The sequence below is a fragment of the Corynebacterium pilosum DSM 20521 = CIP 103422 genome (assembly GCF_000373805.1).
Taxonomy (GTDB): Bacteria; Actinomycetota; Actinomycetes; order Mycobacteriales; family Mycobacteriaceae; genus Corynebacterium; species Corynebacterium pilosum.
In genome coordinates, this window is record NZ_KB892452.1 from 18,014 (window position 1) to 31,537 (window position 13,524).

Sequence of the window (13,524 nt, forward strand, 5' to 3'; positions counted from 1 at the left end):
CTGATTAGCGGTCGGAGTGGCGGATCTTGTCGGCGATCACATCGCGGGCATTCTTCGCGCGACGCACCACACCTTTGCCAATCCGCTTCGCCGCAGCCACGGAGGCGTCCGCGAGGCGTGCGAACTCATCGCCCGTGGAATCGTCATCCGCATCTTCGTAGTCGTCGTAGTCGCTTTTCGACGCCGAGAACTTCGCCGCGGTCTCATTGATATCTTTGGTCTTCGGGGCGCGCTCGGCCACCTTCGGTTCTGGGCGACCATCCACGGCATAGGCGACGACGTTAATATCCGGGCCGGTGGGCGAAACGTCAATCCCCATCCAGGCCTCCTGGGCCGCGTCGGTCAGCTCTGAAGGCTCAAAAGGTAGCGCGATGCCGCCGATCTGCTCCGTCTTCTCGCCAGCCCAGAAAGGGGCCTCGAAAGGCTGTGGGAGGCCGACATCCTCGAAGACCTCCGTCCGGGTGGCGCACAAGGATCGCTTGAGTTCGCTGCCTTCGAAGTGCGCGAAACCCGCGAAGCTGCTGTCGGTGCCTTGGGCGAAGACGTAGACATCAGTGGCGGAAACGGAATGGAGTAACTGCTCCGGGGTGTCGGAGAGCTTTTCGACGCTGCCCAGAAACGTCTGCACGATTGTCACGCCTGGGTAGCCGGCGATATAAAACTCGTGCCTAGACGGGCGGGCAGAACGGTTCAGTGGGAACTGCCCGATCGGGGTAATCGGCCACGCCGGATTCAGCTGAGCCAAGTACTTCCTACCAAAGCCACGATCTGCTTTTGGCTCGCGAGTGACAACACCTGCGACATCGTCAGTGTTGATAAACCACAAGGTCACTACCGCGGGAAAAGACATGTGCTCAGCCCCTTCGATCCTGTTCGCTGATTGCTACTTACGCGGACGCTTTGTGTTAGTGCGTACCCCCAACAGTACGTCTTCCCAGTGGGGCGTTACGGCTTTGCGCTTGCGTCGCTGGGGCTCCTGCTCCGGTTCGGGGTGCCTGAGGAAATCGCCCTCAAAGACATCTTCCCGTGTGTCGGGTCCGTTACCTTCGTCAGCAGAGCCTTCGTCGTCACGCGTCGAGGCCTCGTCCGCAGGCTGCCCCACGGCTGTCAGCGTACGGACCGGCTGGACGAAGTCAGGATCGGTCAGGTCAGCGGCGATCGGGTTGCGGGCTTCCGTAGTGGCGCTTAAACCGCTGCGCTTGAACGACCACTCGGCGCGGTTCTCGCTCAGGCCAGCCTTCCAGTCCACGCGAACGACCCAGTCATCGCCGGGCTCGCGCACAGCGTCCCACGTGGCATCCGACAAGGTGTGCCCACGTGCGGCGAAGGCGGTGGCCAAAATCTCAAACAGAGTGAGCTTCGCGGGGCCGTCGTCGCGGACGGGGTGGGACTGTTTCGCGGCCTCAGCAACCTGGGCGCGTTCCAGCAGTACTGGGTGCGAATACGCTTCGATCCGGGACAGGGCCACGCCCATTTCGTCGGCAAGTTCCTCCGCCGATGCCCCCGCACGAATACGCGCCTGGATCTCTGCCGGGCGCATGGACAGGGGAGTGGCGTAGAGCGGATCCGGCTGCGGCAGCGAACGCTCTACTTGTGGGTTCGTTTCTGCCAGACGGTCAAATTCCGGGGTCTCGGACTCTGGTGTCTCGTCCGTTTCTTCGGCTGTTTCAGCCGCACTGTCGGCGGAGTCGTCGGTGGCGGCAGCCTCTGGTGCGAGACGGGACGCGACGACGGCGCGCGATATGGAGAATCGCTCGCCGTCGTCGGTAGTCAGCACCAACAATTCATCCGTTGATTCTTCATCAACCGGGAAAAGTTCGCGCATAGTGTCTCCTTACAACGTTGTTTAAACCAGCCTAACGTACGTTCTAAGGAAAACGGTGTAACAAGAGGGGCTGTGTGCCCCATCGAGTTTATGTGGTTTTTACTTCGCCCCTACGCCTTGCTCCAGAAGGTAATCGATCGACTTGGTCAGGCGCTTGATGTCCTCGGAGGAAATCGCCGGGAACATGCCAATACGGAGCTGGTTGCGGCCGAGCTTGCGGTAAGGCTCGGTGTCCAGAATGCCGTTGGCGCGCAGGGCCTTGGCGATCTCCGCTGCGTCAATGGAGTCGGCGAAATCGATCGTGCCGACGACGAGTGAACGCTTTGCTGGGTCTGCCACATAAGGGCTGGTGAACTCGTTGTTCTCTGCCCACTTGTACAGCAAGGAGGAGGACTGGGTGGTGCGGGCGACCATGCCTTCAAGGCCGCCGTGTTCATTCATCCACTTCACCTGGTCCGCCAGCATCAGCAACGTGGCGACGGCTGGGGTGTTGTACGTCTGGTCCTTGCGCGAGTTGTCCACCGCAGTCTGCAGATCCAGGAATGCCGGGATGAAACGGCCAGACTCCTTAATCTTCGCGATGCGCTCGATTGCTGCCGGGCTCATCGCTGCCAGCCACAGTCCGCCGTCGGAAGCAAAGCACTTCTGCGGGGAGAAGTAGTAAACGTCAGCCTGCGACATATCGACGGGCAGGCCGCCGGCACCGGAGGTTGCGTCAACCGCGACCAGCGCGTCGGTGTTTGGGCGGTGGATCGGGACCATGGCGCCGGTGGAGGTTTCGTTATGCGCCCAGGCGACAACGTCTGCGTCGGTGCCTTCGAAAGCGCTAATCGACGGGGTATCGCCCGTTTCGGATTCGAATACATCAGGCTCTTCCAGCCATGGAGCCAGCTTGGAGGCCTTGGCGAACTTGGAGGAGAACTCACCAAACGACAGGTGGGCCGACTTCTTGTCGATCAGGCCAAAGGTCGCTGCATCCCAGAAAGCGGTGGCGCCACCGAGGGAGAGGACGATTTCGTAGCCTTCCGGCAGTTTGAACAGGTCGGAAAGACCTTCGCGAACTTCACCTACAACATTCTTCACTGCCGGCTGGCGGTGGGACGTACCGATGACGTCCTTGGCACCCGCGACGATGGCGTCAATCTGGGATGGGCGCACCTTGGAAGGCCCGCAGCCGAACCGGCCGTCGGAGGGGAGCAGGTCAGAGGGCAGCGTAGGGTAATCGGTCATCGATCCAAGTCTTTCTAACTCATTCGGTTGTAGGGGGCATGACTATTGAACACCTTAGCCCTCGAAGAGGGGAGCGCTCGTTGTTTTTGCGAAGCAGACTAGGCCCGTATGGGGGTAAGTGGTGAGGTGGGGTGAAAGAACGGACATTTGTCGCGCCGGTCACAAATCCTGCTAGGCTGGTAGACGGTTGAATGCGATCAATAGCGCTCGTGCAGCAGCAATAGCATCGACTAACGGAACCGTAAGTGAATTCTCACTCGCCGGATCATCGCAAATCTTCACAGGTTCGGCGGGAGCGGGAAATGGCTGGATTCTAAACTGAATACTGAAGCCGGAGACGCTGCCTGGAAAAGTGCTAGCGTCACTTTATAAACAGGCCTAGAGCATTACCGGCAAGGCCCGACGAGTTACGTGGAAAGGTTCACAGTGGCATCTGAAAACGACAAGGCAGTACTCCACCTCCCTGGTGGTCAGGAATACGAGATGGACATCATGAAGGCCACCGAGGGCAATGACGGCGTTGTCCTTGGCAACATGTTGAAGGAGACCGGCCTGGTCACCTTCGACCCAGGCTATGTGTCCACCGGTTCGACCGAATCGAAGATCACCTATATCGATGGCGACGAGGGCATCCTGCGTCACCGCGGCTACGACATCGCTGATCTGGCCAACAACGCCACTTTCAATGAGGTTTCCTACCTCTTGATTAACGGCGAACTTCCAACCATGGATGAACTGCACAACTTCAACATGGAGATCCGTCACCACACGCTGCTGGATGAGGACTTCAAGGCGCAGTTCAACGTCTTCCCTCGCAACGCTCACCCAATGTCCGTGCTGGCATCCTCGGTCAACANTTTGTCGACCTACTACCAGGACCAGCTGGACCCACTGGATGAGGAGCAGCTGGACAAGGCAACCGTCCGCCTGATGGCGAAGGTTCCAATGCTGGCCGCATACGCATACCGTGCGTCCAAGGGCTCCCCATACATGTACCCGGATAACTCGCTGAACACTCGCGAGAACTTCCTGCGCATGATGTTCGGTTACCCGACCGAGCCATACGAGGTCGACCCAGTCGTCGTGAAGGCTCTGGACAAGCTGCTCATCCTGCATGCTGACCACGAACAGAACTGCTCCACCTCCACCGTCCGCATGATCGGTTCGGCACAGGCGAACATGTTTGTTGCTATCGCTGGTGGCATCAACGCTCTGTCTGGCCCGCTGCACGGTGGCGCTAACCAGGCTGTGCTGGAGATGCTGGAAGACATCCAGAACAACAACGGTGGCGACGCAACCGACTTCATGAACCGCGTGAAGAACAAGGAAAAGGGCGTCCGCCTGATGGGCTTCGGCCACCGCGTGTACAAGAACTACGACCCACGCGCGGCCATCGTCAAGGAGACTGCACACGAGATCATCGATCACCTGGGCGGCGACCCAATGCTGGACCTGGCGATGAAGCTGGAAGACATCGCTTTGAACGACGATTACTTCGTCTCCCGCAAGCTGTACCCGAACGTGGACTTCTACACCGGCCTGATCTACCGCGCAATGGGCTTCCCGACGGACTTCTTCACCGTCCTGTTCGCCATCGGCCGCCTGCCAGGCTGGATCGCTCACTACCGCGAGCAGCTGACCATGAACTCCAAGATCAACCGTCCTCGCCAGATTTACACCGGCGAGACTCTGCGCGAGTTTGTCCCGCGTGAGCAGCGCTAAAGCGTTCACAGTGGATGCCAACTCCTGCTAGGGACTGCTAGGGAGTTCTCCGAATTCCGCCAGGTTCGTTCAGTTTCTCTATACTAGGGACCGAACGTTCATGGCGGTTTTCTTATATCTGCCTATGAAGTCGAACATATTCAAGGAGAATTTTCCATGGAAAAGCCCACTATCGAAGTCCCGCAGGAACCAGCACCGACCGAGTTGGTGACGGAGGACCTCGCCATCGGTGACGGTGCGGAGGCCCAACCCGGCGGCATGGTCGAAGTCCACTACGTGGGCGTGGACTACGAAACCGGGGAAGAGTTTGACTCCTCCTGGGATCGCGGTTCGACCAGCGAATTCCCCCTCACCGGCCTGATCGCAGGCTGGCAGGAAGGTATCCCGGGGATGCGTGTTGGCGGCCGTCGACAGCTGACCATCCCGCCAGAGAAGGCCTACGGCCCAGCTGGTGGCGGTCACCCGCTGTCCGGGCGCACCCTGGTCTTCGTGATCGATCTGCTTGACGCAAAGTAGTTCGCTTTCCGACGAAAACCCTCGCTTTACTGTTCTAGATTCCTCTAGGTCAGCAGCGCGAGGGTCTTTTTCTTGGCAGAATGGGGGGCATGACACAACCTGCAATTCCGACCCTGCAACTCAACGACGGCTATGAGATACCCCAGTTGGGCTTGGGCACTTACAAGCTTGCCGACGATAACACCGTGGAGCTCGTCCGCCGCGCCATTGAGCTTGGCTACCGCCACATCGACACCGCGTCGTTCTATGGCAACGAGGAGGCCGTGGGCAAAGCTGTGCGCGACGCCATTAGCGCGGGCGATGTCACGCGCGAAGAGCTGTTTATCACCACGAAGTTGTGGAATGACCAGCAGGACAAGGTAGGGGAGAGCTACCAGGAATCGCTGAACAAGATGGGCTTGGAGTTTCTCGATCTGTATATGATCCACTGGCCGTGGCCCCAACGCGGATTGTACGTGCAGGCTTTTGAGGAGATGGCGCGCCTGCAGGGGATGGGGCAGCTGCAGTCCCTGGGTGTGGCGAATTTCTATGAGGAGGTGCTGGACGAGCTGATTGAGCGCACCGGCATCACCCCGGTTGTGAACCAAGTGGAGCTTCATGTTGGGTTCATGCAGGATGATTTGCGCGCTTATCATGCAGACAAGGGAATCGTGACGGAAGCCTGGGCGCCCTTGGCGCGTGGCACCGTGCTGAATAATGCGGACGTGAAGGCAATCGCGGCTCGTCACGGTCGAACGAGTGCCCAGGTGGTGCTGAACTACCTGCTGCAGCTGGGGATGTCTGTGATTCCGAAGACGGCATCGCCTGAGCGGTTGGAGGAAAATATTGGCGCGGTGGATTTCCGTCTCACGCGCGAGGAGATGGACCTCTTGTCGCGTATTGAGGGGGAGCGACTCTCAAATGATCCACGTACTTTCCCCGGTGATGTGTAACACATGTAAATGATGTGTTGTGCGCCACAGCCCCCTTCGCAAACTTCGCAAAGGGGGCTTTTTGGCGCCCGTGGGGGGAATGTATCACCTATCTAAACTGCTGGTGGGAGACTTTTGCGGGGGTGGCAAATTTAGTTAATCCGCTCTTCGCCACTGAATTCGATCGACCTTGCAATGTGAGCCATGTAACTTTCCTCTGTAGTGAAGTTAGAGATTTCACATGATGTAAGGAGTCGACTGTGACAAATCCACCCGCAGCAGGTGTGACCCGAAGGGAACCCACCTCTGAAGAATTCATCGCCATGCAAAAGAGCCCGCAGTTCCAAGAACTGCGTAGTACCTACCGGAAGTTCACCTTCCCGGTATCTGTGCTCTTCTTTGTGTGGTTTGTTTTTTACGTGCTCGTCGCCACGTACTTTCCTGACGCGATGGCGCAGCCGTTCCTCGGCCTCAACGTAGGCCTGTGGCTGGGCTTGGCCCAGTTTTTCACCACCTTCCTGATCACCTGGATCTACGTGGTGTACGCCAACAAGAACATCGAGCCGAAGGCGGCCGCAATTCGTGAAGAAATGGAGGGCTAAACAATGAGCACTCTTAATACCGTGAACGTGGTTCACTTGGCGCAGGAAGCCGACGCTGCAGCCGTCGGAAATCCCTGGCTCAATATTGGCGTTTTCGCCGTATTTATCATCGTCACCCTTGCTGTGGTGTCTCGGGCAGGTAAGACCACCAAGGAAGCGTCTGACTTCTACACCGGTGGCGCAACCTTCAGCGGCACCCAGAATGGCCTGGCCATCGCGGGTGACTACCTGTCCGCCGCGTCCTTCCTGGGTATCGTCGGCGCGATCGCGCTGAGCGGTTACGACGGCTTCCTGTACTCCATCGGCTTCTTCGTCGCATGGCTGGTGGCACTGCTCCTGGTGGCTGAGCCACTGCGTAACGTGGGTCGTTTCACCATGGCGGACGTGCTGTCTTTCCGCCTCCGTCAGAAGCCAGTGCGTGTTGCCGCAGCTTTCGGCACCCTCTTCGTTTCCCTGTTCTACCTGATTGCTCAGATGGCTGGCGCTGGTTCGTTGGTGTCCGTGCTGCTGAACCTCCACAGCTTTACCGCACAGGCCATCTGTGTGGCCATCGTCGGCATCATCATGATCGCCTACGTGTTGATCGGTGGCATGAAGGGCACCACCTACGTCCAGATGATCAAGGCAGTTCTCCTGGTCGGTGGCGTGGGCATCATGACTGTGCTGGTGTTCGTTGCTGTGCGCGGCGGTTTCGGCGCCCTGTTCGAGTCCGCGATCAACACCCACGCTGCCTCCGACTACATCAAGGCGCAGGGCTACGCAGCAGCTGACATCCTGAAGCCAGGCCTGAAGTACGGCGGCTCCGCTGTGCAGCAGCTGGACTTCATCTCCCTGGGCTTGTCCCTGGTGCTGGGCACTGCGGGTCTGCCTCACGTGCTGATGCGCTTCTACACGGTTCCAACCGCAACAGAAGCCCGCAAGTCCGTGACCTGGGCGATCGTCCTGATCGGCGCGTTCTACCTGATGACCCTGGTCCTCGGCTACGCAGCCGGCGGCCTGGTTGGTCCGGACCGCATCCTGGCAGCCCCAGGCGGAGCGAACTCGGCGGCACCGCTGCTGGCATTCGAGCTCGGCGGTTCGATCTTCATGGCCCTGATCTCCGCGGTGGCGTTCGCCACAGTGCTTGCCGTGGTGGCAGGCCTGGCGATTACCGCGTCTGCTTCTGTCGCACACGATATCTACGATGCTGTGCTGCGCGATGGCCAGTCCTCGGAAGCGGAGCAGGTTCGTGTTTCGCGAATCACCGTCGTCGTCATTGGTGTTGTAGCGATCGTGTTGGGCATCCTGGCAATGTCCCAGAACGTGGCCTTCCTGGTCTCCCTGGCCTTCGCTATCGCGGCCTCCGCCAACCTGCCGACCATCCTCTTCTCCCTCTACTGGAGGAGGTTCAACACCACCGGCGCTGTGGCCTCCATGTACACCGGCCTGATCTCCGCCCTGGTGCTGATCATCCTGTCGCCAGCAGTCTCCGGCACTGAGACCGCAATGTTCCCAGGCGCTGACTGGTCCATCTTCCCGCTGACCAGTCCGGGTATCGTCTCCATCCCGCTGGGCTTCCTGGCCGGCATCATCGGTACCTTCGTCGGCAAGCCAGACAACCTGGATCACCTCGCTTCCGAAATGGAAGTGCGTTCGCTGACAGGTGTTGGTGTGGAGAAGCCAGTCGACCACTAAGCTTGGACCACTCGACTCCGGTTCAAGAGAATTGCCCGGTCACTCCGAAAGGAGGAACCGGGCATTTTTCTATCGTTTTCTGGTTTAAGGCAGGTACTTGCGCGCGTTATCGATGGCGCGCTGAATATCATCGACGGGGACCTGGCTTGCGATCTGCGAGGACATGTTCACCGCATCGCTTATCGACGAGCCCCCCGCGGGAACGTTCGGTAGGACCGATGGCTGTCCCGGGGTCCACTGGCCCCAGTCGGAGGCGTAGACGTTGTTGATGTCCACCTGCACGCCATCGATATAGGCCTGCCACTGCGCCTTCTGGTGGATTGTGGTCCGCGGGTGAATCTTGCCGCCGGAGCCCCAATCGTGCTGCCAGAAGAAGGTGCCGATGCCGTCGCGGACGCACCACTCGATGACATTCCAGTTGCCGTACACGCCGGTCTGGTAGCCGGCCGCGGTCAAGGCTGCCTGGAAGGCCCGCAGGTAGGGGCGGATCTGGTTGGTGTACTGCTGCCAGGTGGGGTTGTCGTCGATCGCAATATAGATCGGACGGCCGGTCGGCCCACCGGCCGCTTGGTGCAGGTTGATGGCCTGGGGTGCGTGGGTGGCGGCGCCGGCTGCGCCCTGCAGCCAGTCCGCATTGTTGGCACGACCAAACTGGTAGACGGAGGCGGTGGCTAGGCCGTTGGCTGCGAAGTCGCGGGTTTCGGTGAGACTGACCGGCTTTCCCTTCATCCAAGAGATGGCATCGGGCCGAGCCTGGGAGACATAGCGGACTGCGCCCATGTGGCCAGCGGCCTTCACCGATCTGCCGGTGGGAACTCCGGCGGAGTAATCGACGACGGTGCCAAGGATACGGCGCTGGGCGGATGCGGATGGGGTGGCGGCGACGGTGGCGGAACCGACGGCACCTGCGGCCACTGCGATGGAGGCGGCCTTCATGAAGCCGCGGCGGGAATAGTTGTTCATGAAGTTATTCTCTGGTTTAAACACAAATGTCACGGTAGCAACATTTGTCACAGGCTGCTAGGGGCATTTCGCGGAGCACCGCGCCACGCAGGGCAGATAGTTTTTCCTGAAACCTCCCCGGGTATCAGGCCGGCATGGCAAACTCAGAATGGACAGCTGTTTGACTATTAAGGAGTTTTTGCCGTGTCTAAAGTGAAGTTCTTCCGTGGGCAGCAGTTGCCGCTGGAGATGCACAAGGTCCGAATCATCCAGAAGCTCACGCTTCTGCCTGTCGAAGAACGCATGGCGGCCATGGAGGAAGCAGGCTACAACACATTCCTGCTGCAGAACAAGGACGTGTTCCTAGATATGCTCACCGACTCCGGTGTCAACGCCATGAGCCAGGACCAGCAGGCAGCCATGCTCAACGCCGACGATGCCTACGCGGGCTCCGCCACCTACACGCGCCTGGAAAACAAGGTGTGCGAACTCTTCGGCATGGACTACTTCCTGCCGGCACACCAAGGCCGCGCGTGTGAAAATATCATCGCCGAAGTATTGGTCCGCCCAGGCACGACGGTGCCGATGAACTACCACTTCACCACCACCAAGCAGCACATCACTCACCGTGGGGGAGAGGTCATTGAGCTGATCGAAGAGGCCGGCCTCGAAGTGACGTCGACCAATAGCTTCAAGGGCAATATCGACGTGGAGAAGCTGCGCGAAACTGTCGCGGTCGACCCGTCCAAGGTGGCCTTCGTCCGCATGGAGGCAGGCACCAACCTGATCGGTGGCCAGCCGTTCTCGCTGCAGAACCTCCGCGATGCCTACGCCGTATGCCAGGAATTTGATCTGCCGATGGTGCTCGACGCCTCCCTGCTGGCCGATAACCTGCACTTCATCAAGACACGGGAAGAGCAGTACAAGGATTCGTCGATACGCGAAATCACTGCCGAAATGTCCAAGTGCGCCGACGTGATTTACTTCTCCGCGCGCAAGCTTGGCTTCGGTCGTGGTGGCGGTATCTGCATCCGCGATGAAGAGATGTACAAGCGCATGCGTGGCTACGTGCCGATGTACGAGGGATTCCTGACTTACGGCGGCATGTCCGTGCGCGAGATGGAAGCGATCACGGTCGGACTGGATGAGACCATGGATGAGGACATGATCAACCAGGGTCCGCAGTTCATCGAATACATGGTGGGCGAGCTTGATCGCCGCAATATCCCAGTGATCACGCCGGCCGGCGGGCTAGGCGCGCACGTGGACGCGATGCGTTTTGTCGACCACATCCCGCAGAAGGAATACCCGGCAGGCGCGCTGGCGGCAGCGCTGTACATTGCGTCGGGTGTGCGAGGCATGGAGCGCGGCACGATGAGTGAGCAGCGTGACGACGAGGGCGTGGAGCCATTGGCGGATATGGAACTAGTCCGCTTGGCGATGCCGCGGCGCGTCTTCACGTTATCGCAGGTGAACTACACCATTGACCGGATCGACTGGCTGTACCAAAACCGTCACCTGATCGGTGGTTTGGAATGGGCGGAAGAGCCAGAGATCCTACGTTTCTTCTACGGCCGCCTCGCGCCGAAGGGCACGTGGGCTCAGGATCTGGTGGCGAAGTTCCGGGAAGATTTCGGCGACTCCCTGTAAGCATGAGAGCTCCTGGTCGCGGGTAGGGTAGTGGAAATTCCTGCCGCTAGCGATTCTGGAGCTTTCATGGCCAACGCCTCGACTACCTTTTCCTCGACCTTCGGACTAGAGACTCTCACCTGGGAGGGCCACACGTGGTCGATCCGCGGGACAAGCGACGAGGTTGTCACCTGGGGCGGGCCACAGGCCACCCATCCAGAGTCAGGGGAGAGTCACTGGGTGAATGGAGCCACCGTCAACGCTCAGGGTCACTTGGTGCTGCAGTCGAGGGGGATCGACGGTGGGGTGGAGCTGATCTCCGAGCGGGCGATGGGCTACGGCACCTATACGCTGCGCTACTCCGGCGACTTTGGGGCTTTTGATCCCACCACTGTGTTGGGGATTTTCACCTATGACTGGGCCGATCGCGTCCTGCCCGATTACTCGGCACAAGGCGGTTTTACCGAAATAGATTTCAATGAAATCTCCCGCTGGGGTGAAGCCGACCGCCCCCAGGTTCAGGGCGGCGCGACCATGTAAGCGGATGCCGACGGCCAGCGCTTCACCCTCGACGAGTTTGACGTGCCCTCCGGCACCGTGGAGCTGATCACCACCGCAACGTGGCAGCCGGGCCGCCTCCACGTTGAGACCGCGCTTGCCGAGGGCACCGTGCTGTCCGACGCCACCGCCACCGAGCATGTGCCCGCCGCTCACGCCCAGCAACTCCACCTCAACGTGTGGACCAACACTGCCGGTGAGGGATTCATCGAAGCTAGTGGAGACACCGTCGTCTTTCACGAGTTCAACTTTGAACCAGCTTCAAAGTTGGCGGGGTAATCGTCGATAAGCGAACTAGAGGAAGTTCTGCGCAAGTGAGCCAAGAAGGCCCACGGCAGAAATGATCGCCATCAGGATGCCGATCACCGTCGCGGGGTTCTGCGCGCCGGAGCCACTCGATGAGCTCCCTGAGGAAAGAAGGTCAGCGGCCGAACCCGCCGGAATGCCATTGATCGTGACAGAATTCCAAGGGTTGTAGCCGACATAGTCCATCACCAGCTTGATGTAATCTGCGGAATCGGTGACTGGGCCGTCGTAGAGGACCGAACCGCGGCTGATTTCATGAGACTTCGGCACGCCAAGGTTATTGGGCAGAGCGGTTGCCAGCGAGCCGGAGTGCGCACCCAGCAGGCCGCGGCCTTCCACCCAGACCGGGCCGCCAGAATCGCCCTGCTGGCCCAGCGTGGCATCAAACATGAAGTCTGGACCGTTGGCACCGACGTAAGTGCCACACGTCCTATTCATCGAGTAGCCGTGGGAAGTCTTGCCGTGGTAGCAGACGCGGTCACCACGCTTGACCGTATTGATGTCGACCACCCTGTCGCCAGAGAACACGTTCTTCCCGCCTCTGATGCCCTGGCCCCAGTGGATCACGGCCCAGTCATTGCTGAGGGTCTGCGGGTTATAGGATTTGCCTTGGTGGAGCCTGCCAAAGCCATTCGAAATCGTGTTGTTTTGGTTCATGAGGTGGACCTTGGCGTTGTTGTGTCCACAGTGGGCTGAGGTGTAGCCGTTGCCGGTGGCGGGATCGATATAGGCGACGGTGCACGCGCCTCTGCCCTCGATATAGATTCGGTCGCCCTGGTTGACCGTTACGGTGCCCTGGGCGGTGGCGGGGCCAGCACCGGCAACGAGGCCGGTCGCGGCAAGGGCTGCGGCCGCGATAGTTGCGATGATGGATTTGGGAGCGAAGTTAGTGCGGTTTTGACGGGGCACGGGAACTCCTTCAGACTAGGTGGTTTCCGTTTCAACTATAGTCTGTGGCGCATGTTTGGAGGCGCAGTTTGGGGAGCGCTCCCCGGGCTTAGCCCGCGTCGGGTGGCTGCGCTGGGCGTATACTGTTGGACCTGAACTGTTGGAACAGGGGCAAAAGTGGGCGTCCGGCGGTGAAAATCGCCCAGTTCCAACAGTTCAGCTTCGACAGTGTGGGTGGGGGGGGGAGGCGGGATGAGCGCCTCCGGAAGCGCCCCAGAGAGTGTCCTGCGTCAGCACATAGTTGACACTCCTGTTCTCGGTCTTTAGCAGTGACAGCTGACAGATCAGTCGGGACATACTTGACACTTCTGGGCCCGGGCAAAAACCTGGTGATACTTGACAGATCAGTCGCGACATAGTTGACACTTTGTGGTGTGCCATCATCAACCATGAGCGTGTCAAGTTGTTTGTGTGTGGGGCGTGATTATTAGAGGTAGGGCTCGAAGCGGTCAGGGTAAGCCACAGACATCTGGTTGATGGCCTGCTTCCAGTTCGTCNCCCGCCTGCCCTCGATCAGCCGGCCGCTGGTCGCCGCGACCCGTTTGCCCTGCTTAGCGCGCTTGGCGGCCCGTTTGTCCTCAATGTTGCAGATCATCAACCACAAGGTTTTGATCGCAGACTCATCGTTGGTGAACTGCACCCGATTCCGGGTGGCTTTACG

The 13,524-nt window shown here is 59.6% G+C and carries 13 protein-coding genes and 1 pseudogene; 8 read left to right on the forward strand and 6 right to left on the reverse strand.

Going from position 1 to position 13,524, the window contains the following annotated elements:
• Window positions 1-4 precede the first annotated feature (4 nt).
• The 3 genes from B097_RS0106495 to serC form a co-directional block, all read right to left on the reverse strand.
• Window positions 5-850, reverse strand: coding sequence for a DUF6928 family protein (locus B097_RS0106495; protein ID WP_018581730.1), 846 nt, complete (start codon window positions 848-850; stop codon window positions 5-7).
• Window positions 851-883: 33 nt separating this feature from the next.
• Window positions 884-1,825, reverse strand: coding sequence for a septation protein SepH (sepH, locus tag B097_RS0106500; RefSeq protein WP_018581731.1), 942 nt, complete (start codon window positions 1,823-1,825; stop codon window positions 884-886).
• 99 nt (window positions 1,826-1,924) lie between these two features.
• Complete coding sequence (gene serC, locus B097_RS0106505) at window positions 1,925-3,055, reverse strand: phosphoserine transaminase (protein WP_018581732.1); 1,131 nt, start codon at window positions 3,053-3,055, stop codon at window positions 1,925-1,927.
• Window positions 3,056-3,481: 426 nt separating this feature from the next.
• On the opposite strand from serC, the gene B097_RS0106510 reads away from it, so the two are divergent.
• From B097_RS0106510 to B097_RS0106530, 5 genes are all read left to right on the forward strand, one after another.
• On the forward strand, window positions 3,482-4,777 hold the full coding sequence (locus tag B097_RS0106510; RefSeq protein ID WP_018581733.1) for a citrate synthase: 1,296 nt from the start codon (window positions 3,482-3,484) through the stop codon (window positions 4,775-4,777).
• 156 nt (window positions 4,778-4,933) lie between these two features.
• Entirely contained in the window at window positions 4,934-5,293 is a 360-nt protein-coding gene (locus tag B097_RS0106515) for an FKBP-type peptidyl-prolyl cis-trans isomerase (protein ID WP_018581734.1), read from the forward strand.
• An 89-nt stretch (window positions 5,294-5,382) separates the two neighbouring features.
• Window positions 5,383-6,225 carry an aldo/keto reductase gene (locus tag B097_RS0106520; RefSeq protein ID WP_018581735.1) on the forward strand — a complete coding sequence of 281 codons (843 nt, stop codon included), beginning with the start codon at window positions 5,383-5,385 and terminating at the stop codon, window positions 6,223-6,225.
• 302 nt (window positions 6,226-6,527) lie between these two features.
• Window positions 6,528-6,806, forward strand: coding sequence for a DUF485 domain-containing protein (locus B097_RS0106525; RefSeq protein WP_048402637.1), 279 nt, complete (start codon window positions 6,528-6,530; stop codon window positions 6,804-6,806).
• Between the two features lie 3 nt (window positions 6,807-6,809).
• The gene (locus B097_RS0106530; RefSeq protein WP_018581737.1) at window positions 6,810-8,480 is read left to right on the forward strand and encodes a monocarboxylic acid transporter; all 1,671 of its coding nucleotides are present in this window, start codon (window positions 6,810-6,812) and stop codon (window positions 8,478-8,480) included.
• A gap of 84 nt (window positions 8,481-8,564) precedes the next feature.
• Here the strand turns inward: B097_RS0106530 and B097_RS0106535 are convergent, their stop codons facing one another.
• Window positions 8,565-9,443: a DUF1906 domain-containing protein gene (locus B097_RS0106535; RefSeq protein ID WP_040429453.1), complete on the reverse strand. Its 879-nt coding sequence runs from the start codon at window positions 9,441-9,443 to the stop codon at window positions 8,565-8,567.
• Window positions 9,444-9,626: 183 nt separating this feature from the next.
• On the opposite strand from B097_RS0106535, the gene B097_RS0106540 reads away from it, so the two are divergent.
• The 3 genes from B097_RS0106540 (at window position 9,627) to B097_RS0106550 (ending at window position 11,888) form a co-directional block, all read left to right on the forward strand.
• Window positions 9,627-11,072: a tryptophanase gene (locus B097_RS0106540; RefSeq protein ID WP_018581739.1), complete on the forward strand. Its 1,446-nt coding sequence runs from the start codon at window positions 9,627-9,629 to the stop codon at window positions 11,070-11,072.
• Window positions 11,073-11,138: 66 nt separating this feature from the next.
• The gene (locus B097_RS0106545) at window positions 11,139-11,591 is read left to right on the forward strand and encodes a hypothetical protein (protein ID WP_018581740.1); all 453 of its coding nucleotides are present in this window, start codon (window positions 11,139-11,141) and stop codon (window positions 11,589-11,591) included.
• Between the two features lie 42 nt (window positions 11,592-11,633).
• Window positions 11,634-11,888 (forward strand): hypothetical protein, encoded by a 255-nt coding sequence (locus B097_RS0106550; protein ID WP_018581741.1) that lies wholly within the window; start codon window positions 11,634-11,636, stop codon window positions 11,886-11,888.
• Window positions 11,889-11,903: 15 nt separating this feature from the next.
• Here B097_RS0106550 and B097_RS0106555 read toward each other — a convergent pair whose 3' ends face one another.
• Both B097_RS0106555 and B097_RS12615 read right to left on the reverse strand, forming a co-directional pair.
• A complete protein-coding gene (locus B097_RS0106555) occupies window positions 11,904-12,824 on the reverse strand; it encodes a trypsin-like serine protease (protein ID WP_026254361.1) in 921 nt (306 codons plus the stop codon).
• Between the two features lie 466 nt (window positions 12,825-13,290).
• Window positions 13,291-13,524 (reverse strand): annotated as a pseudogene (locus B097_RS12615) (IS256 family transposase); the annotation flags it as partial.